This is a genomic window from Gaetbulibacter aquiaggeris (assembly GCF_044003965.1).
GTDB lineage: Bacteria > Bacteroidota > Bacteroidia > Flavobacteriales > Flavobacteriaceae > Yeosuana > Yeosuana aquiaggeris.
Genome location: NZ_JBAWKC010000002.1, coordinates 520,219 through 544,726, shown reverse-complemented (window position 1 = coordinate 544,726; position 24,508 = coordinate 520,219). Strand labels below are relative to the sequence as shown.

Sequence of the window (24,508 nt, the reverse complement as noted above, 5' to 3'; positions counted from 1 at the left end):
TATATTTGGTTGCAATGTAATGAAATTAATAAAGAATACCGAAAGTACAACGGCTCGTATATGCGGCGTGACCAGCTTTTGCTGGGCATGAAAGTCATTTACTTTGTTCTATAGCGTTATTTAACCGCTATTTTTTTATTCCTATAATCAATAATAATAGTATTGCTTGAAAAATAGGCGTTACCTGTTATCCCCCAAATACCCATTTGTTTAAAGCCAGCATCGAACTGTGGATTATCAACAAAATAAACAAGTTCGGCAGGCAAATATTTGCCACCAAACTTCACATGGGTTGTCATTTTGCTTCCATAAACTGGTATATCAGTCCCCCAACTGTTTACGCTTAGCGAATCAGCTACGATTCCATCCGATATTTGCTTTGCATTAATTTTTGTTGTCAGCAGTGAAAACATGCTCGAACCCGTATCAAACATTAGCATTTCTCTACATTCATTGATGTTGAAAGGTATCTTAATACGTCCGCTCTCTAATACTAAGTCCTGAAAATCCAAACTACTATATTCACTTGGAAGCTCTTTTGAGAGGCAAATTCTATTATTTGGATAGTCAATTATTAATACTTTATCTTGAAACAGGTCTGGGGCAATTGTCCCTATATGTTTGGAAGTTTTGGTATTTACTGAATCAGCAGTCATTAAAGTTCCATATCCTGCGAATAAACCTATTTCCATATTGTTAAATTCTAAATCACCCATACTCAGTCTCATTCCTCCGAACATGATGTTCTTCTCATTCTGCATCATAAAAGTCTTGGTGGAGTCAATTTTATCCTTTACTGAAGGATATGCGTCTATATAGGGCTTGAAAGAATTCCCATATAAATTGGTTTTTACAGCACCAAGATCCAATTGCATTGTAAATTCATGCGGTAAGCCATCAACATTTACAGATACATTCATGACGGTCTTGGGAATATATCTACCTGAAACTGTAACCCCCTCCCAAGTAAAATCGAAGCAGCCATATTGCTGGCCGAAGGTAAGGCTCGTTGTTGCTAAGGTAATTATTAAATAAATCGTTATTTTTTTCATATTCTGATTTATTTAATTTAATACTATAGAACATTACTTTTATTGGCCTGACAAATAAAAAGCCCCAATTTGGTACAATTAAAATCAATAAATAAATATTCATAAACCCTTTCAATCAAAATTCAATGAATTAACTGGATTAGAGTTCGCCCTTTTCAGAGTGGTTATACTCATAACCACAAATGAAAATAATATCATAATTAGGCCACCAATTAAGAAATTAGAAATACTCAAAGAAACTTTATATGTAAATAAATTTAACCATTGATTCACCAGGTAATACGCAATAGGTGAAGCAACAATAAATGCTATACCAACAAGAATTATAAATTCCTTACAAAGCAACATATAAATTTCTAAAACCGATGCTCCAACCACTTTTCGTATTCCAATTTCTTTTACACGCATATTGGTAGTATAAATGACCAAACCTAAAAGCCCCAAACAACTAATTAAGATAGACAAGCCAGATGCCCATTTTAAAAGTTTGGATATTTTCTGTTCTCTATTATAAAAATCCTCAACAGTTTTATACATAAATTCTAACTTCATTTCTGTATTTGGATAGACTTCTTTGTACCTTTTTTCTATTTCATTTATGACTTCACTAATCCTTCCTCCTGAAAGCGGCTTTAACTTCATACTGATCATTTGAAACTGACTAAACTTAGCATTATACCAATCACCTCGTAGTACAAGGGGTTCTATTGGATTATGCAGAGATTTCTGGTGAAAATCCTTCATAACACCAACTATTTTTAAGGTGTCGGGATAAAGAATAACCTTTTCATTTATGGCATCATCAGGTTTATTAAAACCTAATGTTTTTAAAGCTGTTTCATTAATTAATACTTCTTTAACAGTGTCATGTTTTCTTTCTCTACCTGCTATTAAGTCAATATCAAATGCATTCAAATAATTTATATCTCCAAAAAGAAATCGCATCTGCTTAGTTATATCAGCTGAATCCGTTTTGCGTGTAAAATCACTAAAAAATACATTATTAGAGGCTGGAGGGTTAAAACACATTGTCAATGTTTCCACAGCCTCAACTTCTTTTATTTTGCTGGCCAGAGTTTTTAAATTATTTAAATTTCTTGCCATTAAGGGTTGATAAACAGATACTGTAGTCTCTTTATTAAATCCCATATCCTTTGTAAGCATGAAATTAATCTGACTATTAACCAACAATGCACCAATTATAAAAACCTGTGCAATGCCGAATTGAATTACTGTTAATATTTTTCTAGGGATTGCTTTTTTATTGCTTACTAAAAACTTGTTCTTTAAAATTTTTACAGGTTTATATTTCGATAACACAAATGCTGGATAAAACCCTGAAAGCAATGTTATACAAACTATCAAAATAAAAATATAAATTAAGATTTCAGAATGAAAAAGAAAGTCTATTGTTAACCCTTCAGGAACAAAATCTGCAAAAACAATTAATAAGGTATCGATTAACGCAACAGAAATCACAGCTGAAACAAGGACTAACAAAAACGTCTCTACCATAAATTGTGTTATCAATTGTTGTTTGCTGCAACCCAATATTTTAAGGATTCCAATTTCTTTTGCGCGTTGTGTTGCCTGAGCGGTTGTCAGATTAATAAAATTCGCGCATCCTAACAACAATAGAAACAGTGCTATTAGTCCAAAATTCTTCAATAATGATTTATTTGCACGCTTATCTTGCCAATTATGGATTTGATATAATTCATTAAAGTGCATATCTAACAAAGGCTGAAGCCTTATAGAGTTTGTAATACTATTTTCTAAAACAAGATCATTTCTGTTTTCACGAGTTAGCCGATCAAATAATTTTTGAATATCTTCAAGGTTAGCATTTGGTCTAAGCTTTACAAACAATTGAGAATCTGAAGTAGTAAGGTTCCAGTTTTTTTCTTCAACGAGCTTTCTATACCGAGATTTAAGAATGGTTGGCCATGAAATAAACTCTTGAAAAACAAGGTCTGTTCGTTTTGGAAGATTATCTACAATTGCTGCAATTGTTACTTCTAATGAATCATAAGTTAAGGTTTTCCCTATAATTTCATTTAAAGCCAAATCTGGAAAATACCTTTTAGCACTTTTTTCAGTTAAAACAACATTAGATTCATTTTCTAATGGATTTATCGCATTGCCTGCTAAAAATGTGTAGTTAAAAATTTTAAAGTAATCTTGTCCTGCAAAGACAACATACTTTGGCGTATCAAATGTTTTCTCTGTTTTTTTTACGGTTACTTTGTTAGGTTGCCACATAAAAAGACTACCTAACTCCTCAAAGTTTGAATTGTTTATTATAGCATCTTTTAAGGCTAATGTTGCACCTGAGTTAAAGAATGTTTCGTTGGGTGACTTGGTTTCTGAAACAACTCTGTAGATAAGGTCTTTGTCTTTGTGGAAATACTCAAAAGTTGATTCATAATAAATTATGAGACCTATAAGGAGAGAAAAACTAAACCCAACCGTAATGCCAATGATGTTGATGACCGAGAACAACTTATTGTTAATCAAGTTTCTACATGCTATCTTTAAAAAGTTGGTGAACATCATGGTTTAATACGAAAGGGGTTAAATTTTCAACATATTTTCGCTCACTTTTTGGCCATCGAGCATTCTGATAATGCGATGGCTGTACTTCGCATCATGTTCACTATGAGTAACCATGATTATGGTCGTTCCGTTATCATTTAAATCGGATAACAAATCCATAACCTCGTTACCATTAGTAGAATCGAGGTTTCCTGTAGGTTCGTCAGCAAGGATAATTTTAGGATTATTTACTACAGCTCTTGCAATAGCAACCCGCTGCTGCTGACCTCCAGATAATTGATGAGGATAGTGGTTTCGCCGGTGCATAATTTGCATCTTTTTCAGTAAGGACTCTACCTTTTCTTTGCGCTCAGATTTTTTGACATTATTATAGATTAAGGGTAATTCTACATTTTCAAAAACCGTTCGATTGTCGATAAGGTTAAAACTTTGAAATACAAAGCCTATGTTTTGCTTTCTGAATTTAGACCGTTTTCTTTCGTTTAAATGCGATACCTCTTTACCATTTAATAAATAACTGCCAGCATCTGCATTATCCACTAAGCCAATGATATTTAGAAGGGTTGTTTTACCACAACCAGATGGTCCCATAATCGCAACAAACTCACCTTCTTTAACCTTCATTGAAAATTTGTTTAAGGCAAGTGTTTGGATGTCGTCTGTCTTGTAGAATTTTTCTATGTTGCTTATTTCAACCATTTGTGGTCTATAATTTTTAATTTTTGGTTAATTTACAAAACTTACTCAAGTATTGCAGTGTTTATAATAAAGATGAATATCCGTTTTCTTAACCGTTTTTAATTTTTTTCTAATCAGTTAAGGCATTGATGTAATCTTCTAAATAGTTATGCAAACCTATGTCTGGATTATTCAGCAATTTTGATTTATATTCAACCTTTAATTCATCTAAAAGACGCATCATATTAAAGCCAATAGCATAATAATAGGTAGAAGGACTTGCGTAGGTAAGGTAGTCGAATGCCTTATCACTAAGATTAACCTCTTTAAATTCTGAATAGGATTTAAACATAGGGTCATTCGCAATTACTGTAGAATTAGAATTATTGGCATAATCTGATAGAATTAGCATGCTCTCATACTCAATATATCTGGCTGATCCTTCCTGAATTACATAAAAATTCTCTACTTGCTCTAAATCTGGATACGCTTCGCTATACAATTGTATACGACTTTCACGGGCATTTAAGTATTTGGAAATCAATTCATCACGAACAATTGTATCTTCTTCCGAAAGGGCCTGCATGAGGTATTCATTTTCACTTTGAATCATTGGTAAGAAGTTTTGATCTTCTTTAAATAAGGAAATTAAAGTATTGGGATTCAAAGCTAAACCACTAATAGGTGATTTTGCATATGTTTTATAGTTTTTATTATTCAGCTGATAGTGATGAAACATTTCATGTATAACCATTGTAGACCACATTTCTGTACTTTCCACAGATGGAATGTAGTTCCCAATTTCTTCGACTGAAGAATACTGTTCCACTGGACTATCATAGAAAAACCGGGACGCATCTGATTCATCAAAACTCAACATGTTCTCCATATGATAGGGAATACTGTCTGTTCTTGAAGTCAACAAATAATTTTCACCATATTGGGTGTACTCATCCAGAGTTTTAATTACCAATGCGTTAGGAAAGAATACTTCAGAATTATTTCCATTAAAGTAAATCAATGTGCCTTCAGTATTCTTTTCACCAAAACCAGGCCAAGCTTTTTCAGCAACCTTTTGTTTAAGGTTTAAGACGAAAGCTATTCTTCTCGATGATAAACTATCAGGAAGATTAAATTGATTCTCTGATTTTAAGTTTTTACTGCTCTCCTGCGAATCTTTTTTTTGATTCTGGCATGCTGAAAGGATTGTTACAAGGCCTAGAATGATTAGAATTAGAGTTTTTTTCATTTGTTTTAAATTTTAAAAGAGTTCGTGTATAAGTACCTAAGTAGTTTTTATATTTAGTTTGAATAAAGTACTTGTTTACCAGTGACGAGGTTTACAACCATTCTAATAACGAAATAAGCTGTTAAAATGATAAAGAATGGGCCAAAACGGAAACTAAAATATAAATCATCAAAAGGCCAAAACAACTTATTAATCAAAGGACCAATTAACTTAATATATAACGCCAGCCATATTCCAATAGAAAAAACTTCAATGACCAATAATTTTTGAATAGTCACCTTTTCTACTCCCTTTTTAACCAGCATCACAACAAGGATAAAGGATAATACCGCCGCAAAACTAAACCATAACCAACATATTGGATGTTCTTGAAAAGTAGAACTACTTCGCCCAATGTGTTCAAAATAATCATATACTGAATACATAATTAAGAGTGCAATGATATAAGTCATGGGGTATTTGAACAGCTTTTTAATCATAGGTATTACTTTAAATTTATTTTTTATCTAACAGCTAGTATATGTTCATGTAGTTGAAAAAAAGGAAGCCATTCACTACATCCATTGTTGTAATCCCCTTTATATTACGCCTTTCGCAGTAAAAAACTTAATGACTTCTTCTCTTTGCAAGACATTTGTTTTTATATACTCAAAACTAGCTTCTGCAGGAGGTACTGAACCCTGTATCTGGAGAGACCTAAAAGAACCATCTTTTTGAGGAGTGATTAAAATAATATTTCCATATTCCAGATGAAACAGTCTCATATTCACAATGGCAAAGTTCCCTTTATCGGGTGTTGCAAAAGCAACAAATTCGACCTTATTGTCTTTTGTAATAAATGATCCCTGGCCGGTATAATCCGGGTGATTTCTTGAAATGAATCTGGATGCACCTAAAGCGAAGTTATCAGTATCAACAGTATCTATAACTGTAAGAACAGTAAAAAATGCCGTATTTCGTTGTTCTTCTTTATATAATTCACTGTTACCTATTTGAAAACTGGCAAATACAATTTCCTTATCTTCCACGGTAATCCTATAATCCGGTAAAGATCGAGCCATTTTGTTATCAACTGTCCCGCCTCCTCTATAGTCAAAGCCAAAAAGACTATTGTAATGAGGTACGGGAAAAGCGCCAAACCTGATAGGTTCACGTTCTTTTATTGGTTCAATATCTAAATCTTTCATCCGCTCCATATCCCATAATTCAGGATTTTTGATGTTTTCAATCTGTTTTTGACGAATCTCTTCTAGTGTTTTAGTTCCTAAATCTTGCGAGAAAGAATACATAGAATGTAATAGAAGCAGTGCAAAAAATAATGTTGTTTTTTTCATAATACGTAATTTTAAATTGGTTAAAACGGTCTCGCTTATCGCCAGTTGAAGGAATGATAAGCACAGATTATTCCGCTAGTTGTTTTCTTGTTTGAATTTTTAAGTTTCATATGTTTGTTCAGCTACCGCCTATTGGTGATGAAGCAGTGTTGTGCGTTGGATCATAATAATGCTTTTTTAAATCTACTACCTGTTTGGGACCTGCTTCTTGTCGGCCGGGGGAATCAAAAGCAGATCAAAACCCTTGATTGTTCTGCTTAACTCCCGGTATTCAGGGTGCGTAATGATCTGAAATTTATTTGAATTCAAATCATTACGTAATTTTTCCAGGTCGATGAGAGTCCACCTGTCTTTCTTATGAAAGTTAATAAGAGATGCACCCACATCTCGATAATCCTCGCCTTCATAAGTCGCTCTGGGAATGATCACATTGGTACTTTTAGCATTCTCTGCGTTTGCAATTTCCTGTGTTAAAGCGCCCACATCATAATAGCCAAGTGAACGCGTATTAGTTGCAGCATGAATAGCCCCAATTTTAATGAAATAGCGCGCATCCTGATGTTCCTCTTCAAAAGCCAGATAATTACTCAGGAAATTTGAATTTATATAATCTACCCGGATTTTATGATGACTTTCATAAATATGCTTGGTTTCATACAATCTTTTGAGAACCTCCTGAGCATATATATCATCCGAATCAAACATCTTCTCAAATTGCTGAAAATCAGGATGTGTAAATATTTTATTCAGAACATTTCTTGGCATTTTTTCAAATTCAGCTTCTGCTGTTTCTTTAGCTTTGGTCCAGGCAGCTTTGATCTCTTCGTAGTTCGGGTCATTCGATTTTGATTCCACCATATCGTCTCCTAAAAACAAAACTGAAAAAAGAAGTTCCTGATCAATTCCCCAAATTTCCATATCGGTTTCGGCAAATGCTTTCAAAAATGCTGCATCGGAAACGCCGTTGAAAAAAGCAATTGCTGACGTCCCCCAAGAGGAATTGAAGTAATTACCATTAAAAGCTTTTAGTCTTGCCTGGGTAGAATCAGGAATCTCAGACAGTTCTTTAAGTTTTTCTGCACTTAGAGGACCTACTTCAAAAGCAACCGCCTTATATCCTGATTTATCAAGTATAGGAACCAGGCTTTTGGTTAGTTTTGAAATTTCATTTGAATAATGATTTTCCCCAAGCACAAAGAATTTAGAGCTCGCAATATGCTGTTTTAGGATATCAGCTCCTTCTCCGTTTAGGTTAGCATTGTCTATCTGAAAATATGTGACCGCTTTTTCAATAGTAAGGGAATCCAGTAATGGAATGTTCTGAAACGTATTTTCTGAATTTTGAGCGGTTAGATTGTTAAAAATGATTGCACTGAAAAAATTGATTGCCAAAACTTTTTTCGTAAATAATGATAATTTCATAATATGATTGTTCTTTTAAAAAAAAAATTAATTTTCTCTAGTATTTCTTTAACGACTGATTAGACTTAAAAATGTTACCCATTTGTTATGTGGCGTTTTATTTATTATCAGGCTTGCGCATAACACATTTATAATTTAATCAAAAGGGTTTATTTTCTGTTATTTCAAAGCTATAGACTGCTCCCGCTTCAGGCTTGATCATCATAGGATGAGTGCTTCTTCCCATGTCGCCTATTGAAATCCAAGCTAAAGATTCTCCATCATTAGAAAATTGAACTTCCACATGATTTTGAACTTCTAAGGTAATTTCTCGTTCTAAGGGACCTGTCTTCTGCATCTTAATTTTGTCCTTCTGCCAATTGGCCAGAATTTCCTGGTTCCCGAAAATATAGACCTCATCATTTTCCTTCAATACCTTAACCTGGAAGGTAACCTCGTAGGTTTCTTCTGAGCGAATGTCTTTCCATGAAGGTCTTATTTCTTTTAAGTAGGTTTTCATAGCAGAACGTACTGCAGGGATGTAGCTGGACATGTGTCCTTCATTGGGATATTCTTCAATCTTCACCTGAAATGTATCGCACTGAAGGGTATCGTTTAACAAGGCATAAGCCGCTTTGTTTGATGGCCCCCAACCCCAATTAGCTTCATCTGCATGACTCATGTACAAATATTTTTTGGTAGTAAGGTTTTGAGTGTCTACTGTTCTCAACTTATTCAATAAGAATTCATCATCATACTCAAGATTAGGAGAAACAGCCACATAATTATCAAACATGTCAGGATACTGAGTCAGCGCATATACCACAAACGAAGCACTTAAGGAATGGCCTATAGCCATTTTTCCAGGCAATAATCTGTAATTAGCTTCTACATAAGGAATAACTTCATTTTTCACGTAAGCCAAGAAATTATTTAAGTTCCCTTTTCGGCCTCCTAATCGTTTAGTATCTTCCGGTAATAAATCACTATTTCGTGCATAAACCCAGGTTTTCTTTCCATTTACCTCTTCAAAAATAGTTGTGGCTTTAATTCCTACCACGATAAGGCCTTGACCTGCCTCTTTAGACAAATTAGCTACAGAAGTCACATAATCAAAAAGTTCTCTGTTTTGAGCATCAAAAACGTAAATGACGTTATACAAAGCATATTCATTATCATAACCTATTGGGGTATACACCATGATTTCACGGGTCTGGTTCAGTTCTTTAGATTCTATGCTTATGTTTTCTATTTTAGAATATTGAGCATAAGTACTAAGGCTAGTTATTATTGCTATTATTAGTGTTGTGAGTATATTTTTCATTTTATTAATTTTAAATAATTTAAGAATGTTGCGAGTAATGCTTACTGTAGAGCTTCTAATTGAGATAATGCTTGCTGATTAAAGAACCTGTTCTTTTTAAAGTTCTCCTTACAATAGGCTAAGGCTTTTTTTCCTTTTTCTATTTCTGTCTTGTGTTCTAGAGAAACTTTCGCAATATGATAGGTCATTCCAAGGTGGTATTCCTCAGGTAAAACAGATGTTGCGCTTTCAAGGAATGAGATGCACTCTTTTGCTTCTCCTCCTTTTAAGTAAGAGGTTATTGGTTTTTCTATGTTAGCGTAAAACACAATGTCTTCACAGTTATCGATGTCATCGATTGCTTTATTATAAGCCTCAATCGTTTCTGGATACATTTCCATGGCATAGTAACCATTGGCAATGTTTACATAGTCGAATCCTTTACCAAACCATAATCCATTTTCTTCAATAAAACTCAAATAATATTGCCATTCTGACTTACTTTTCTTACGTACAATGGTTTCCCAATATCCACCAATCATTTCCATTGTTAGAATGGCATCAATCCCATAATTCTCTCTTACATTGGACAAATAATTCTTATCGAAATCCATAATAGTAGGATACACCTTTCCTAGTGAATAATCTTGAAAGATATATTTTAAGCCGTCTAATAAAGAATTAGGAACAATGGATTGATGATCACCATCTACAGTATTCTTAACAAACTTAATCTTTTCATTTGGAATGTTTAAGCAAATTTCCTCTAATTTGTTCCCAAAACCAGTTCTGCTCGGTGCATCAAGCGTAGCGTTTGCCAAATAATAGTAAATAGTTTTACCGGTGTAATTCTTTAAAAACGTTGTCAGCGCTTCGTCGGCATTTTCATCCAACCAAGTTGACATGCTTATAAATCCTCTAAATGGATTGTTCTCATTCACCATCACTTTATGATTGTATTCTGCTCCGTTGGAATGCCCAACCATAGCATTGAATCCAGATGTGTTGTATTTCTTATCTATGTAAGGAACAACTTCCTCAATCAAAAATTCTGTGAAATATTTTCCACTGCCTGTTCCATAAAAATCATCATTTCTTTGCATTTGATTGATGCCAACAACGATACACTCCGGGATCATATTGAATTGCGCTTGGGATAAGGCATTAACATAGCTTTTCGTCACCTGAAAATTGGCACTCTGCGCATCTGTTACATAAATAACAGGATATGTTTTAGCGGAATCGTAATTAATAGGTAAAGCAATTTTTAGCATCCTTCTCACATTCATATACTCAGAATCAATGTATTGAATATCATAATTCAACCCTAACTTTTCCCCGTCGATATTATCTGACCAAGTCTTAATTTCAAAATCACTTCGGTCAGTATCATTCTCGATTTTAAGATTAGGATTATCGTTAAATTGCTTCACAATACCTTCACTGTTCCAGTCGCCTTTGGTAAATTTAAATTCTGCTGGATAAGTTATCTCTACATCAATAGATCTGACAAATTCAGATTGCTTGTTCATTTTTACTACATCAGGTTTCCAATCGCCAAAGGCTTTTTGATTTCCAGTAATAAAGACGTCATCTGTTTTATTAGGAACAGTAACATTTATGGTTCTTTTGGTTTGACCAAAAATTGAACAAGCTATAAACAGTGTAAATACAAATAATAAATTTTTCATGGTAATTAATTTAAGTTCACTTATTGAATAATCAATTCTGTGCCAAAAATTTAAAACACTAATTATCAGTTATTTAAAAAACTAAAGGTCTTGTTGATTGTTCGAAAATGATACATTGATTGTTCGAAAATGAACACTTTCGCTTTTTCTCTTTGTTTTTTTCAGTTGCCAATAAAATCGTATTATTGTATAGTGAGAGTCAAGGATGCCACCATACTTATAATAGACGACGACAAAGATGTCTTAACTGCTTTCCAATTGTTATTGAAACCATTGGTCAAAGAAGTCATACTTGAAAACAACCCCAATAACATTCCAAATCAATTAAAGGAAAAAGCATTTGATGTAATTTTTCTAGACATGAATTTCAATGCCCTCGTTAATACAGGTAATGAAGGCATTTTTTGGTTGAATAAAATTAAAAAAATGAGACCTGAGGCTGCTGTTGTATTGATGACTGCGTATGCGGATATAGATATTGCAATTAAGAGTTTAAAAGAAGGGGCTTCAGATTTTATTGTTAAACCCTGGAAAAATGCAAAGATTTTAGAAGCTGTTGAGACAGTTATTAAATCTAAAACCAAAGATAAAGCGCCCCAAACTACTACTGGAGATGAGTTTATCATTGGTGAAAGTGCGGAGATGGCTGATGTTTTTATAAAAATCAAAAAACTTGGTCCTACGGATGCTAACGTGCTTATTTTGGGAGAAAACGGAACAGGAAAAGATTTAGTGGCCAGAGCACTTCACGATCATTCAAACCGCAGCCAGAAGCCCTTTATTAAGGTCGATGTTGGCGCTTTAACACCTTCATTATTCGAATCTGAATTATTTGGTTACAAAAAAGGCGCTTTTACAGACGCCAGAGAAGACAGAGAGGGCAGGTTTGTTGCTGCTAACGGCGGGACGTTATTTTTGGATGAAATTGGAAATATAACCCTTGAGCAACAGGCCCGATTGCTCTCGGTTTTACAGAATAGACAAGTCACGCCATTGGGCTCTAATGAAGTCATTGATTTGGACATTCGGTTAATCTGTGCGACGAATGTGGCTCCGGATGACCTTGCAGACGAGGGGAAATTCAGAAAGGATTTAATTTATAGAATAAATACAGTTGATATTTCGTTACCTGCTTTAAGAAATAGAAAATCAGATTTGGTTTTACTTGCAAAGCATTTTGCTGCCCAATATTCTGATAAGTACAACAAATCGAATCTTGAACTTGAAAAGGATTTTATCTCAAAACTGAAGAATCATGAGTTTCCTGGTAACGTAAGAGAACTGCAATATGTTATGGAACGTGCTGTAATTATGGCGGAAGGATCAAGTCTAACAGCGGAAGACCTTGTCTTTTCATCAATTGAGCGATCTGTTACCACAAGTAATGAATCCGATTCTTTGAATCTAGATGACGTAGAAAAAAACACCATTTTAAAAGTGTTGGAAAAATACAAGGGCAACATCTCTAAATCTGCCAAAGAATTGGGCATAACAAGAGCTGCACTTTACAGACGAATCGAAAAGTATGAAATTTAAATCTTACATAGGTTTTCTACTCCTAAGATTTGTTATCATCCAGTTGGTACTCATTGGTTTTGCCTATGGTATCTATAAGTCTAGCTCTCTGATTATTCTTATTGCAGTTATTGCCCTTATTGTTTTAGTATCGGAATTGCGCCATTTTGTAAAAAGACGATTTAGAATCATTGACGATTTTTTTGAGGCCGTGAAATATAGAGACTTTTCAAGGTGGTTTCCAGAAGACCGAGGCCCAAAAGATATTCGTTTTTTACATAAAGGATTCAATGAAGTGAATCGAACCATCAAAGAAGTTAATACCAAAAGTGAAGCACAGCATGTCTATATTCAAAAAATTCTGGAGTTAGTTGAAGTTGGTATAATCGCCTACCAATTAGAAAATGGCAAGGTACTTTGGAGCAATAAAACCTTTTCAGAAATAATTGATTTACCAAGTTTTAAAAATATCAGCTTTATAGAAAAAAGAGATCCACAATTGTTCGAGTGCATCTTTGAAACCTATTACCCTACACCTGAAACACTATCTATAACCATTAACCGAGACTTACAAAAGGTGTTAATTTCAGAAACATTATTTCAAATTGAAGAGGAGTCTTTTAAACTGATTGTTCTTCAAAATATTGAAGACACCCTGAATAAAAATGAATCAGAAGCCTGGAAGAAACTTTTAAGTGTAATGACTCATGAAATAATGAATTCTATTACACCGATAGCGTCGTTAGCAGAAACATTGAGTCAACAACTTCAATTACAACTAGAAAACCCCGAAAAAAATCCTGTTGACACCAAAGATATTTTTAACGGGATACATACCATTAAGACAAGAAGCGAAGGCCTATTGAAGTTTGCTAAAACCTATAGAAACCTGAATAAAGAGAGTAAATTAAATTTGAAAAAGATCAACGTATCCGATTTGTTCTCAAATATCAAGACGTTGATGGAACCTTCTCTAAAATCAAAAGGAATCCAAATTAACTTTGAAATGCAGTCAAAACGAATGGAAATTGAAGTTGATGAACACCTTATAGAGCAAGTGCTCATCAATCTTATTTTGAATGCAAAAGATGCTTTAAAAGAAAAATCAAAACCAGTAATCTCTGTTAAGGCAAGATATACGGACAATCATAAAGTTGTCGTAAGTATAATGGATAATGGCATTGGCATACCAAAAGACATCATGGAAGATATTTTTATTCCTTTCTTTACCAACAAAAGCACAGGTAGTGGTATAGGACTGAGCTTATCTAAAAAAATCATGATGTTACACAAGGGCAAAATAAAGGTCCACAGTAAAGAAGGTGAGTTTACAGAATTTGCGTTGATATTTAAGTAATGACATCAAAAATCCTCTAAACTAAAAAATAAAAAAACCTCTTGATTTCATAAGAGGTTTTGCTAGTAGCGGGAACTGCGCTACCTAGTCGATAACCATTGATTTGAGATGTAATAATTTTCACCTGTCAAATTCTCAAATCATTGTTACTTAAATTTATTATCTTTTCATTCGTAAACAAGACCTGCGTTTAGCAGGTCGTTGCCAACCATTTGAGAAAAATCGTGTGGGCAACTAAAATTGGAATCAAAAAAAAAAAAAAAATAAAACTAAATGTACAACGAACTGATTAAACAAAAAAGTTGGTGGAATAGAAATTGGAAATGGTTCGTTCCTGTGAGTGTAATATTATTGATTTTAGCTGTTCTTATTTCTTCTGGAATGGGTGGAATTGGTGCTGATTTGGCTAAAGCATATTCAGATACAGAACTTTATGAAAATGCACTTAACAGAGTAAAATCTGACCAAAAAGTGATTAAATTACTCGGAGACATAGAACCTATTGACAAACTTGCCATTTTAGAAGGTGAAGTCCAATACACGAATGATAACCAAACTGTGAACTCAACGATTCGAATAAAAGGAGTAAAAGGAAAAGCTAGAATGGACATTATAGCAGATAGAATTAACAATGAATGGGAATATAAAAAAATCAATGTCCGAATTAAAAGTCCGCCTGAAAAAAAACAAACGATTGAAATAATAAAAATGGAATAAAAACGGTGGGCAACAAACTTAAGCCGTGTAAAAAACATTGCTTATTTTAGTTTAACCGTTTGGTCGTTGCTTTGTTTGCTAGCTTCTGATTTTCCTTCGGAAAATCCTCGCACTCAAACACGCAACGTTCCTTAAACATAAACGTTGTGTGCAACCTGAAAACAATTATGATTAACTAAATATATATATTGGAAAATGAAAAAACTAATCATTGGACTTGCCTTAATAATCGCAACTGTGAATCTGTCCTTCTCACAAGAATTAAAAGCTGAACAAGAAATTATTAATATATCAAAAGAAAAATGGCAATGGATGGCGGACAAAAATGTGGATGAACTTGCAAAACTCTTTGACGAAGAGTCAAAATTTGTTCATATGAGTGGAACTTGGAAAAAAGACAGAGAACTTGAAATTATTAAAACGGGCAGTATTTGGTATAAAAATGCTGATGTCCGCGATGTCGCGGTAGAAATATTCGGCAAAACTGCAATCCTTTGGAATCGAATTACTCTTATAGCAGTAGTGCGTGGAAATGAAGTTTCTAATGAATTTACGGTTACGGAAATCTATCAAAAGCAAGAAGATGACTGGAAATTATTGGACTTGACTTTTAGCAGTGTACGCGATACTCATGAAATTGAGCACTAGTTGACTCGAATTGGAAAATGGCAGCACACAACAACGTATAACCGCAATTCCAGCTTGTTTCAGTTCACCTTCTCAAAATAACTTAACTTCCTAACTTCAAAACACCACCGCAAAGAACTGCGGTTATACGAGACCGTTAGCCTTAATTATGACCAACCAATAAACCAATGATAAAATTCTTTAGAAAAATAAGACAAAAACTACTCGCTGAAAACAAAATCAGTAAATACCTACTCTATGCCGTTGGTGAAATTATATTAGTAGTAATAGGCATTTTAATCGCTCTTCAAATAAACAATTGGAATGAAATAAATAAAACACATATTATTGAGATAAATACTCTTAAAGAATTACGTTCAGATTTAGAACAAAATAGAATAGAAATTAATGGTCATATTACTGCTCTGGAAAATTGTGTAAAGTCTAATAAAGTTATCTTACATTATATGGAAAACAAATTGCCATACAATGATTCTTTAGATTTTCATTTTTCAACGTTATATCCTTTTATAGCATTTGCACCAGTACAGACAACTTTTGATAATCTAAGCCAGAATGGTATTAAATTAATTTCTAATGATTCTTTGAGAAACCAAATATCAAAGCTTTATGGGAATGAGTTTGAAGCTTTTCGTGTCTTCGAAAGAACTTATTTTGTTGAACATTATAGTAATTACATAAAACCTATGTTCATAAAGGAATTTGAAACATTTGAAGTGTTTCAATCTGTAAAACCAAAAAATTATGAGCAGTTTATTCTTAATCAAGAGTATAAGCAGGTTTTGAATTTTACAGTGAACAATAGTCAAACGTTTATAGCAATGCAAAGTAGATATATTGAAATTGTTGATAGCTTGATAATCAATATTGACAATGAAATTGCAGATTAAATCTTATACAAACTGAATAACGAAAGGCCAACAATGTGTATAATGCATAGCAGCCTGCGGGATGCCACGACACCATACACGGAAGGTTAGCCTTCATTAAAAAACTGAAATAAAAAATGATTCCATTCTTCAGAAAAATCAGAAAAAAATTGGCCGACCATAATAAACCGTTTAAATATTTGAGATATGCTATTGGAGAAATCGTACTTGTTGTAATAGGTATTTTAATTGCTTTGCAGGTCAATAATTGGAATGAATTACGAAAAACCAATAATGACAATATAGGTTTGATAAAAGTACTTGAATCTGAATTAGAAAGTAATATTATAATGGCTAATGAATTAATTGATTTTGGATATGAGTTTGATTCGATAAATTCAATTCTTATTGACAAAAAACTAACAAGAAACATAATAAAATCACCTAGAATTATAGAAACTCATTTCGCAACCAATACATCTCGATTTAATGATGAACATCTGAATGAACTAATTGCTATCGAAAAGCAATTGCCAAAAAAATATCAATCAATTATCCATAAATTAAAAGAACTCAAAAGACTTCTTGAATCCCAAAAAATATGGGAAAAAGCAGTTGTTGATTTAGCCAAACAACGTAGAAAGGAGTTTGTTGAAACCTTACCTTGGCTTTATGAAAGCGATTCTATTTCGACAGAGAAAGTCAAAGACTTCATTTTAAATGATCCAATTTATCGAAATAAGGTTATACAGTACTCCAATTTGCAACTAGAAGAAAATATATGGGATGCTACAATCATTCGAACAATGGCAATAGCCCTTTTATGGGATATAAAAAAAATGGACCCCAATGATGAAACTGACATTAAGGATTATTTAAAAAATAAAAATTTAAAACCATTCGAGACATTTGATTGCGAGGCGAAAACGTATAACACTGATAAGCATTTAAACTTTAGAACCACCTTTGTATTAATTAAAAATAACAAGAAGGAAATAACACTCAATTTTATAGATAAAAACAAAGACATCATTCAGAGCATTAATTTACATCCAGATGCAAATTATCCATCATTCATAATTAGAGAGTATTATTTCGGCAAAGTAGAATTTATAGAAGTTGTAGAAGAAAATAAATGTTCTAAAATTTACAGCTTCGTTAAAGATGGATATTTAATTTTAGAATAATTTTTGTGATAAACATGTAACGGAATATTAAGAGGATTAAAAATAACTTAAGGCTAACACCATATAATAATAATGCTTAGTTTAGTAATTAATCAAATGTTAGTGCCGATTTGCTAGCTTCTGATTTTCCTTCGGAAAACCCTCGCATACAAAACCGCACTATTCTTATACATAAAAGTTGTGCGTCATATTGACTTAAAATAGATAAAGTATATGATTAAAAATTATTTCGATAAACAATTTGAACTAAGATATTTTGAGATGAACGAATTTGGCACTGCTTCGCCAACGACTATCTTAACTTTATTAGAAGAAACGGCAGCTGACCATTGCCATTCTATTAACTATAGTTTATATCAATTAGAAGAACAAAATATTGGATGGGTACTAATTTCTGGAGTTATGCAAATGGAGCGATATCCCAGTTATAAAGAAAAGATTACCATTAGGACATGGTTGTCACAATATTCGACAATTAGGGGGTATAGAGAAAATATTATTTATGATGAACAGAATAATATTATCGGAAGAGCTAAAGGGTTATGGGTTTTCTTTGATATTGATAGAAGAAGACCTGTGCAAATTTTCGATGATATAATGGAAAAATGGTCGTTTTGTAATGTAGAAAGTATTGATTATAATATTTCTAAGAAAATTAAAGCAGTTGATAATTCAGATTATGAATCAAAATTCAAAGTCAATAGATATGATACTGATATGAATAAGCACGTAAATAATATTAGATATTTACAATGGGTGATTGAGTCAGTTCCTGAAGAAATTGTCGATAATTATTATTTGCATTCTATAGATGGTAGATTCATTGCAGAAGCTCATTATGGACAAACAGTTATTTCATTGACTAAAAATGATACGAAGGATAAATCATTCATTCACTCAATAAAAATAGAAGGTGTTGATAAAGCTTGTGCAACAGCAAAATCAACTTGGAAGAAAATAGAAACACGAACGTACAACAATATATAAACGGCATTAAAACGACAGTTTATATGAAACGTTAGTAACAACAAACCACCGTAATATGAAAAATGCCTTTACACTCTTAATTATAGCCCTAATGGCTATTGGATGTGATCAGTCAAATAAAAACGACTCAGAATTAAGTAATGACAATCAAATCACTATTGGTCATATTGACTCTCTCAAATCTGATATTCTTGGAGAAACCAGAAAAATATGGGTACATCTACCAAAAAACTATCGAGAAGGCAAAAAATATCCCGTCTTATATGTACTGGATGGTAACGGACATTTTCATTCTGTAACAGGTTTGATTAAACAATTGAGTACCAATGGTACACTTGTGCTTCCGGAAATGATCGTCATTGCTATTCCAAATACAAATAGAAGTCGCGATTTAATACCTACTCATGCTGATGTTGATTATCGCACCGGTAATAAACTACGATATGCCAGTGGAGGAGGTAGTTCTTTTCTTGATTTTATCGAGTATGAGTTGATTCCCTATGTTGACAGAACATATCCAACAACCTCTTTTCGAACTTATGTTGGACATTCGTTTGGTGGACTTAGTGTGATACATGCCCTAACAACCAGAAGCCATCTTTTCAACAATTATTTGGCAATTGATCCAAGTTTTTGGTGGGATAATATGGCATATCTGGAAAATGTAGACTCCCTCTTATCGGTGCATGATTATACTAATAAGGGACTTTTTGTAGGTATGGCAAATACGATGATTGGCGGGCAAAACTATTCCACCGTTGAAGAGGACACCTTAGGGACTTCAGTACACATACGATCCATATTGAAATTTGCAAAATCATTAGAAAAGAAGGATAATGGATTAAATTTTGAATGGAAATACTACCCGCAAGAAAGTCATTTTAGTGTTCCACTAATTACAGAATATGATGGCTTACGATTTCTATTTGATTGGTATGATTTTAAGGAGATGTTCGAACTAGGTCGTGCAGACTTATACACCGCTGATGAGGCTTTGGAAGTAGTGAAATCTCATTATGAAAATGTATCACAAAAAATGGGATACGAAATAAAGCCTGCTGAGTGGTTGATTAATAGGCTTGGGAACTACTACATGCGGGACAAAAAGCTTGATCTGGCAGCTGCCTTGTTCGATTTAAATATTGCCAATTTTCCAAATAGTAATAATGTCTATGATTCAAGAGGAGATTGTTACCTGGCTGCTGGAGACTCCCTGAAAGCACTAGAGTTCTTTAGAAAAGCACTGGAAACGGGCGATAATGATTATTCTCAAGAAAAAATAGATAGGATATCAAAAGCACTAAAAAAGTAAAAAGGCAGTCACTAACAGCGTGTGTGAGAAATAGCGGGTTCAGTGCTAAATCAAAGGTCAGTATTTTTAATAAAAGTCAGTGCCAAACTGGAAGTGAAGTGCTTTTTAATACACTACTTCTCATACACGCAAAACGTTGTGCGTCATATTATAAAAATCCGAAATGGACAAAAGAATAAAATTGATTTATTTAATACTGATATTGACACTGAACTTTTCTTGCGTTGAAAAGAAATCAACAGAAAAAGAAACTAACAAGTCTGAATTGGTAGCAACTTCAAAAACCGACACCTTAAAGTTTACCTCGGGAATACGTGCTATCTTTCAAGACACTAAAGGCAATTATTGGATTGGAAGTCATAATGAAGGCTTAAGTTTTTATAATGGAAAATCTTTTGAATATTTTACAACTAACGAAGGATTAGCAGATAATCAAATTCGTTCAATTCAGGAAGACGAGAACGGAATTATTTGGTTTGGAACTGCAAATGGTGTAAGCAGTTACGATAGGAAAAGTATTAATAACCACCCTGTATATGGAAATTCAGAAACCGAATGGGCGAAAACTGACAATGACCAATGGTTTAATGCAGGGACTAAGCAGGGTGTTTATAGATATGATGGGCAAAAATTAAATTATTTAGCATTTCCAAACCCTAAAGTCATTAGTTCAGGTAACTTATATGCTGTAACTGGTATCTCAAAAGGAAAAAACAAAATGCTATGGTTTGGTACTTATGCAGGTGTTTTTGGCTATAATGGAAATCAGTTTACTACAATCAATGATGAAACACTAAGACTTACAGAAGAATCTGAAAAACTGCACGTTAGAAGTATTCTTGAAGATTCACGAGGTAGATTATGGATTGGAAATAATGGAATTGGCGTAATCCTTAAAAGTGGAGACTCAATAATTAACTTCTCGAAAGAACAAGGGAAACTAATTCCAATGAATGAATTTGAAGCGAACACTCTAAGTAACCAGTTTGCTAAAAACACAGGACTACAGTCTGTTTTTGCCATTGCAGAAGATAGTGAAGGAAATATTTGGTTTGGAGATAGAGATTCAGGAGCTTGGAAATATGACGGTAAAACGCTATCAAACTATAACATTGACACAAAATTGAACTCTCAAATGATTTGGAGCATTTACGAAGACCAAGACAAAAACTTACTTCTTGGAATGGCAGAAGGTGGCATTTATAAATTTAACGGAAAAACATTTGATAAATGGCATTGAAAAGAAACACGAACGCACAACACTGTATAAGCATAATGCGGGCGAAAGTGCTGAATTTAAAGTGAGTGAATATTAACAAACATTTCGGCAAACTGAAAGTGAAGTGCCTTGTAATCCCGCACTACGCTTATACGAGACCGTTGTACTTCATTATGACAAACCGCTAACAGATGATAAAATTCTTTAGAAAAATACGATACGACCTTATGGAAAAGAATAACGAAAACTCAAGACCATATCCAATAAAAAAAACTAGCCTACATTTCCATAGTTATTCAACATAATACCTAGTTACAGTCACTTTCATTTGCTATCTTAAATCTGTATTACCTGAAATCATAACAATTGAGTTTTTATTTTAAAATCCTTATATTTAAGCTGCCTAATACAGTTATTCTCAAAAATTATATATCTATGATAAAGTTAACCAAATTAGTCTTATTGTTTGTGTTTACAACCCTTATAAACTTCAATATTTCTGCACAAATGTCTAATATAAAATCTACTATTAATCAAATTGACGCAGAATCTCATCTACGGTTTCTCACTGCTGATGAATTAAGAGGGAGAAATACTGGAACTATAGAATTAAATATTGCCGGCAGATACCTTGCAGAACAATTTAGAAAATACGGGCTTGATCCAATGGGTGATGAAGAGGGAGATTATACTCAAAAAGTGAATATAATAGAATCAAAACCTCCCTCTGAAGCAACCGCCTCCTTGAATGATAAGGTATTTGATATAAAATTGGATTTGGGTTATATTGATGGTGAAAATGGAATAATAGAGGGCCCTATTATGTATTTGGAAGATTTATCAGAATTGGAAACTACGGATTTGAAAGGTAAGATTGTGGTTACGGTTTTGGGCGATCCTCAAGCTGCTCTTACTAATATAGATCAAGTTAAGAATATGCAAAAAATGGGAGCTATTGGATTAATAGAGATCTACGGTCGAGGTCAGAAGTTTTCATGGTCTGCGGTTGCAAGGTATCTAAATAGCGAAAAAATGAATCTCGGCGAAATAGACTCAACAAAGGCCTTACCACGTGTATGGGTGAATGACACTACTGATGTATTTGTTGAAAAACTAAAAAAAAGTGCAACTGAGTCAAATGCTACCATCAAGATAGATAACTCAATAAAAAAACCTATCGAATCATACAATATTGTAGGTAAAATTGAAGGAACTGATCCTATATTAAAAGATGAGCACGTGATAATGTGTGCACATTATGACCATATTGGTGTACAATCTGGTAAAAGTTTAGATTCGATCTACAACGGGACAAGAGACAATGGAATAGGGACAACCGGGTTGATAAATGCCGCAAAATATTTTGGTTTATACCCTGCTAAAAGATCCATAATCATCATTGCCTTAACAGGTGAAGAAAAGGGTTTGTTGGGTAGCATGTATTATACTGATAATCCAAAAGTCCCATTAGAGCACAGTGTATTTGCTTTGAATATTGATAATTCAGGATACACCGATATAGAGAATATAACTTTACTTGATACAGCAAGAACCAATATTGATAAATTGGTATATCAAGCAGCCAAAGAAGCTGGGCTCGGTGTTATGGGTGACCGAATTCCAAGTCAAGGTTACTATGAAAGATCCGATCAGGTGAGCTTCGCAAAGAAAGGAGTCCCAGCTGTTAATTTTAAGATGTCTATGGCAGCATTCGATGAAAGAATTTCTACTTATTATCACCAACCGAATGATGAGTTTGATTCCATTGATCGTGACTATGTCTATAAATATTGGATTTCCTATATCAGATCTGCCGAACTTATTTCAAATTGGGATCAAATACCATACTGGATGCCTGGCGATAAATTTGAAGAAGCAGGAAATAAGTTATATAGCAGGAAACAATAGTCTATTTCTTTAAAGCCATTCAATTATACCAAGTTCTAGCCCCATTCATTTACTTTCAGAGTGATAACACCATTTTTAAAATAGATTTTTTATGTACTGTTAAGTGAATTTTATTATCTTGGTTCACAATAACAAAAAGCACAACACCGTATATAATTTATTGCTAGTTCTAGCCTACTTACGAAAACTCTTGTGAATTATCTATTCAGTTTGTATTTGCTAAATTAGGTACTTAAAACACGCAACAAACAATATACAAACACGTTAGAGCACATTCAGCTGAAGCTGACTTGTGTTGCTGCGTGCTTCGCACTCCCACCCCACAAGTGACATCTGCTCTAACGACCTGCTAAACCAAATTGCTTTTGGCGTTTTTATATAATACAGCTCCAACTGACAGGCTCAAGCCTTTTACGTGCCATAACAGGTGCTAAAAGCAATTTGATTCTGCTTCTTGAACTCCCAATCTAATAAATTTAACATCTAACGGTAGCTATGCTACCTAGTCGATAACCAATGATTTGAAACCTAAATAATAACATCGGCCAGATTCTCAAATCATTGTTACTTAAATTTATTATCTTTTCGTTCGCAAATCAGAACTGCGTTTAGCAGGTCGTTGTGCTTCATTATAACCAACCGCTAACCAATGATAAAATTCTTTAGAAAAATTAGACAAAACTTGCTTATGGAAAACAAAACTGGAAAGTATTTGAAATATGCCATAGGAGAAATTGTTCTTGTGGTTATTGGAATTTTGATTGCACTTCAAATTAATAATTGGAATGAAAACCGTAAAGCTGCAAACGAAGAAGTGAACATTCTAAATGCTTTATATTCTGATTTTAAAGTTTCGAAAGAAAGAATTGAGGAAACTATCAAGATTCAATCAAAGGTATTGAACTATAGTCAAATTCTTATTCGAATTCATGAAAGACAAAATATAAGTGAGTACCAATATTTTGATACACATTTAGACTCGTTAAGTAATCTTATTGGTTATGGTACTGCATGGTATCGTGCAGAACCAGTAACTGGAGCATATAATTCGTTGATTAGTGCTGGAAAAATTGACCTAATAAAAAATAAAGATTTAAGACAATTATTAGCTCAATTTATAGCAGACTTTGAATCTGGATTTGAAGACCAAGAAACTTCAATGCAATTTTTAGCAAAGCTTAATAATGAAACAGATCATTTTATTTTAAAAATAGCCGATAATAAAACTAGAAAACGTTATAATTATAATTCTAGAAAAAATGACAGCCTTCAAATCTCTGAATCTTTTTTTAAAAATGATTCTTATTTTGGAAACTTATTTTTGAAATCTAATGACGAGCGTCACAGATTAGAACGACAAAAACAGATGTTGGAACAAGTAAATTCTATTTTAAATATTATTAGACAAGAGTTAGAAAATAAATTAAGTTGAAAAATAACGAAAGCACAACACCGTGTAAAATTCATTGCTTGGTTCTTGCCTACTTTGGAAATTCCAACTGAAGTTTTAAATACGGTAGTAGTC

Annotated in this window: 20 protein-coding genes; 11 read left to right on the top strand and 9 right to left on the bottom strand. The window is 33.3% G+C overall.

Annotated features, from left to right (window positions below; genetic code table 11):
- Nucleotides 1-116: 116 nt before the first annotated feature.
- From V8G56_RS08715 to V8G56_RS08675, 9 genes are all read right to left on the bottom strand, one after another.
- On the bottom strand, nt 117-920 hold the full coding sequence (locus V8G56_RS08715) for a hypothetical protein (protein ID WP_395438060.1): 804 nt from the start codon (nt 918-920) through the stop codon (nt 117-119).
- A 243-nt stretch (nt 921-1,163) separates the two neighbouring features.
- Entirely contained in the window at nt 1,164-3,608 is a 2,445-nt protein-coding gene (locus tag V8G56_RS08710) for an ABC transporter permease (protein WP_395438059.1), read from the bottom strand.
- 18 nt (nt 3,609-3,626) lie between these two features.
- Complete coding sequence (locus tag V8G56_RS08705; protein WP_395438058.1) at nt 3,627-4,307, bottom strand: ABC transporter ATP-binding protein; 681 nt, start codon at nt 4,305-4,307, stop codon at nt 3,627-3,629.
- Nucleotides 4,308-4,416: 109 nt separating this feature from the next.
- Nucleotides 4,417-5,535: a hypothetical protein gene (locus V8G56_RS08700; protein ID WP_395438057.1), complete on the bottom strand. Its 1,119-nt coding sequence runs from the start codon at nt 5,533-5,535 to the stop codon at nt 4,417-4,419.
- 53 nt (nt 5,536-5,588) lie between these two features.
- A complete protein-coding gene (locus tag V8G56_RS08695; protein WP_395438056.1) occupies nt 5,589-6,014 on the bottom strand; it encodes a hypothetical protein in 426 nt (141 codons plus the stop codon).
- A 99-nt stretch (nt 6,015-6,113) separates the two neighbouring features.
- Nucleotides 6,114-6,869, bottom strand: a complete 756-nt coding sequence (locus V8G56_RS08690) for a hypothetical protein (protein WP_395438055.1) — start codon at nt 6,867-6,869, stop codon at nt 6,114-6,116.
- 186 nt (nt 6,870-7,055) lie between these two features.
- Complete coding sequence (locus V8G56_RS08685) at nt 7,056-8,291, bottom strand: hypothetical protein (protein ID WP_395438054.1); 1,236 nt, start codon at nt 8,289-8,291, stop codon at nt 7,056-7,058.
- 139 nt (nt 8,292-8,430) lie between these two features.
- Nucleotides 8,431-9,594 (bottom strand): alpha/beta hydrolase-fold protein, encoded by a 1,164-nt coding sequence (locus V8G56_RS08680; protein WP_395438053.1) that lies wholly within the window; start codon nt 9,592-9,594, stop codon nt 8,431-8,433.
- 41 nt (nt 9,595-9,635) lie between these two features.
- On the bottom strand, nt 9,636-11,264 hold the full coding sequence (locus V8G56_RS08675) for an alpha/beta hydrolase-fold protein (RefSeq protein WP_395438052.1): 1,629 nt from the start codon (nt 11,262-11,264) through the stop codon (nt 9,636-9,638).
- Nucleotides 11,265-11,456: 192 nt separating this feature from the next.
- Between V8G56_RS08675 and V8G56_RS08670 the strand changes: the two genes are divergently transcribed.
- The 11 genes from V8G56_RS08670 to V8G56_RS08620 all read left to right on the top strand — a co-directional run bounded on the left by V8G56_RS08670 (nt 11,457) and on the right by V8G56_RS08620 (nt 24,415).
- Entirely contained in the window at nt 11,457-12,800 is a 1,344-nt protein-coding gene (locus V8G56_RS08670) for a sigma-54-dependent transcriptional regulator (RefSeq protein ID WP_395438161.1), read from the top strand.
- On the top strand, nt 12,790-14,136 hold the full coding sequence (locus tag V8G56_RS08665) for a sensor histidine kinase (RefSeq protein WP_395438051.1): 1,347 nt from the start codon (nt 12,790-12,792) through the stop codon (nt 14,134-14,136). Before V8G56_RS08670 ends, V8G56_RS08665 begins: the two co-directional genes overlap by 11 nt.
- A 273-nt stretch (nt 14,137-14,409) precedes the next feature.
- Nucleotides 14,410-14,853: a cytochrome c oxidase assembly factor Coa1 family protein gene (locus V8G56_RS08660; protein WP_395438050.1), complete on the top strand. Its 444-nt coding sequence runs from the start codon at nt 14,410-14,412 to the stop codon at nt 14,851-14,853.
- Between the two features lie 195 nt (nt 14,854-15,048).
- On the top strand, nt 15,049-15,501 hold the full coding sequence (locus V8G56_RS08655) for a nuclear transport factor 2 family protein (protein WP_395438049.1): 453 nt from the start codon (nt 15,049-15,051) through the stop codon (nt 15,499-15,501).
- A 167-nt stretch (nt 15,502-15,668) separates the two neighbouring features.
- Nucleotides 15,669-16,391 carry a DUF6090 family protein gene (locus tag V8G56_RS08650; RefSeq protein ID WP_395438048.1) on the top strand — a complete coding sequence of 241 codons (723 nt, stop codon included), beginning with the start codon at nt 15,669-15,671 and terminating at the stop codon, nt 16,389-16,391.
- Between the two features lie 116 nt (nt 16,392-16,507).
- Entirely contained in the window at nt 16,508-17,557 is a 1,050-nt protein-coding gene (locus V8G56_RS08645) for a DUF6090 family protein (RefSeq protein WP_395438047.1), read from the top strand.
- Between the two features lie 213 nt (nt 17,558-17,770).
- On the top strand, nt 17,771-18,544 hold the full coding sequence (locus tag V8G56_RS08640; RefSeq protein WP_395438046.1) for an acyl-[acyl-carrier-protein] thioesterase: 774 nt from the start codon (nt 17,771-17,773) through the stop codon (nt 18,542-18,544).
- 55 nt (nt 18,545-18,599) lie between these two features.
- Complete coding sequence (locus V8G56_RS08635; RefSeq protein WP_395438045.1) at nt 18,600-19,856, top strand: alpha/beta hydrolase-fold protein; 1,257 nt, start codon at nt 18,600-18,602, stop codon at nt 19,854-19,856.
- 163 nt (nt 19,857-20,019) lie between these two features.
- Nucleotides 20,020-21,096, top strand: coding sequence for a ligand-binding sensor domain-containing protein (locus tag V8G56_RS08630; RefSeq protein WP_395438044.1), 1,077 nt, complete (start codon nt 20,020-20,022; stop codon nt 21,094-21,096).
- 414 nt (nt 21,097-21,510) lie between these two features.
- Nucleotides 21,511-22,983: a M28 family metallopeptidase gene (locus V8G56_RS08625; RefSeq protein ID WP_395438043.1), complete on the top strand. Its 1,473-nt coding sequence runs from the start codon at nt 21,511-21,513 to the stop codon at nt 22,981-22,983.
- Between the two features lie 649 nt (nt 22,984-23,632).
- Entirely contained in the window at nt 23,633-24,415 is a 783-nt protein-coding gene (locus tag V8G56_RS08620; RefSeq protein WP_395438042.1) for a DUF6090 family protein, read from the top strand.
- Nucleotides 24,416-24,508: the final 93 nt, after the last annotated feature.

Coding starts and splice junctions, on each gene's coding strand:
- V8G56_RS08715 (WP_395438060.1), bottom strand. CDS start 920: ATGAATGTATCTGTAAATGTTGATGGCTTACCGCATGAATTTACAATG.
- V8G56_RS08710 (WP_395438059.1), bottom strand. CDS start 3,608: ATGATGTTCACCAACTTTTTAAAGATAGCATGTAGAAACTTGATTAAC.
- V8G56_RS08705 (WP_395438058.1), bottom strand. CDS start 4,307: ATGGTTGAAATAAGCAACATAGAAAAATTCTACAAGACAGACGACATC.
- V8G56_RS08700 (WP_395438057.1), bottom strand. CDS start 5,535: ATGAAAAAAACTCTAATTCTAATCATTCTAGGCCTTGTAACAATCCTT.
- V8G56_RS08695 (WP_395438056.1), bottom strand. CDS start 6,014: ATGATTAAAAAGCTGTTCAAATACCCCATGACTTATATCATTGCACTC.
- V8G56_RS08690 (WP_395438055.1), bottom strand. CDS start 6,869: ATGAAAAAAACAACATTATTTTTTGCACTGCTTCTATTACATTCTATG.
- V8G56_RS08685 (WP_395438054.1), bottom strand. CDS start 8,291: ATGAAATTATCATTATTTACGAAAAAAGTTTTGGCAATCAATTTTTTC.
- V8G56_RS08680 (WP_395438053.1), bottom strand. CDS start 9,594: ATGAAAAATATACTCACAACACTAATAATAGCAATAATAACTAGCCTT.
- V8G56_RS08675 (WP_395438052.1), bottom strand. CDS start 11,264: ATGAAAAATTTATTATTTGTATTTACACTGTTTATAGCTTGTTCAATT.
- V8G56_RS08665 (WP_395438051.1), top strand. CDS start 12,790: ATGAAATTTAAATCTTACATAGGTTTTCTACTCCTAAGATTTGTTATC.
- V8G56_RS08660 (WP_395438050.1), top strand. CDS start 14,410: ATGTACAACGAACTGATTAAACAAAAAAGTTGGTGGAATAGAAATTGG.
- V8G56_RS08655 (WP_395438049.1), top strand. CDS start 15,049: ATGAAAAAACTAATCATTGGACTTGCCTTAATAATCGCAACTGTGAAT.
- V8G56_RS08650 (WP_395438048.1), top strand. CDS start 15,669: ATGATAAAATTCTTTAGAAAAATAAGACAAAAACTACTCGCTGAAAAC.
- V8G56_RS08645 (WP_395438047.1), top strand. CDS start 16,508: ATGATTCCATTCTTCAGAAAAATCAGAAAAAAATTGGCCGACCATAAT.
- V8G56_RS08640 (WP_395438046.1), top strand. CDS start 17,771: ATGATTAAAAATTATTTCGATAAACAATTTGAACTAAGATATTTTGAG.
- V8G56_RS08635 (WP_395438045.1), top strand. CDS start 18,600: ATGAAAAATGCCTTTACACTCTTAATTATAGCCCTAATGGCTATTGGA.
- V8G56_RS08630 (WP_395438044.1), top strand. CDS start 20,020: ATGGACAAAAGAATAAAATTGATTTATTTAATACTGATATTGACACTG.
- V8G56_RS08625 (WP_395438043.1), top strand. CDS start 21,511: ATGATAAAGTTAACCAAATTAGTCTTATTGTTTGTGTTTACAACCCTT.
- V8G56_RS08620 (WP_395438042.1), top strand. CDS start 23,633: ATGATAAAATTCTTTAGAAAAATTAGACAAAACTTGCTTATGGAAAAC.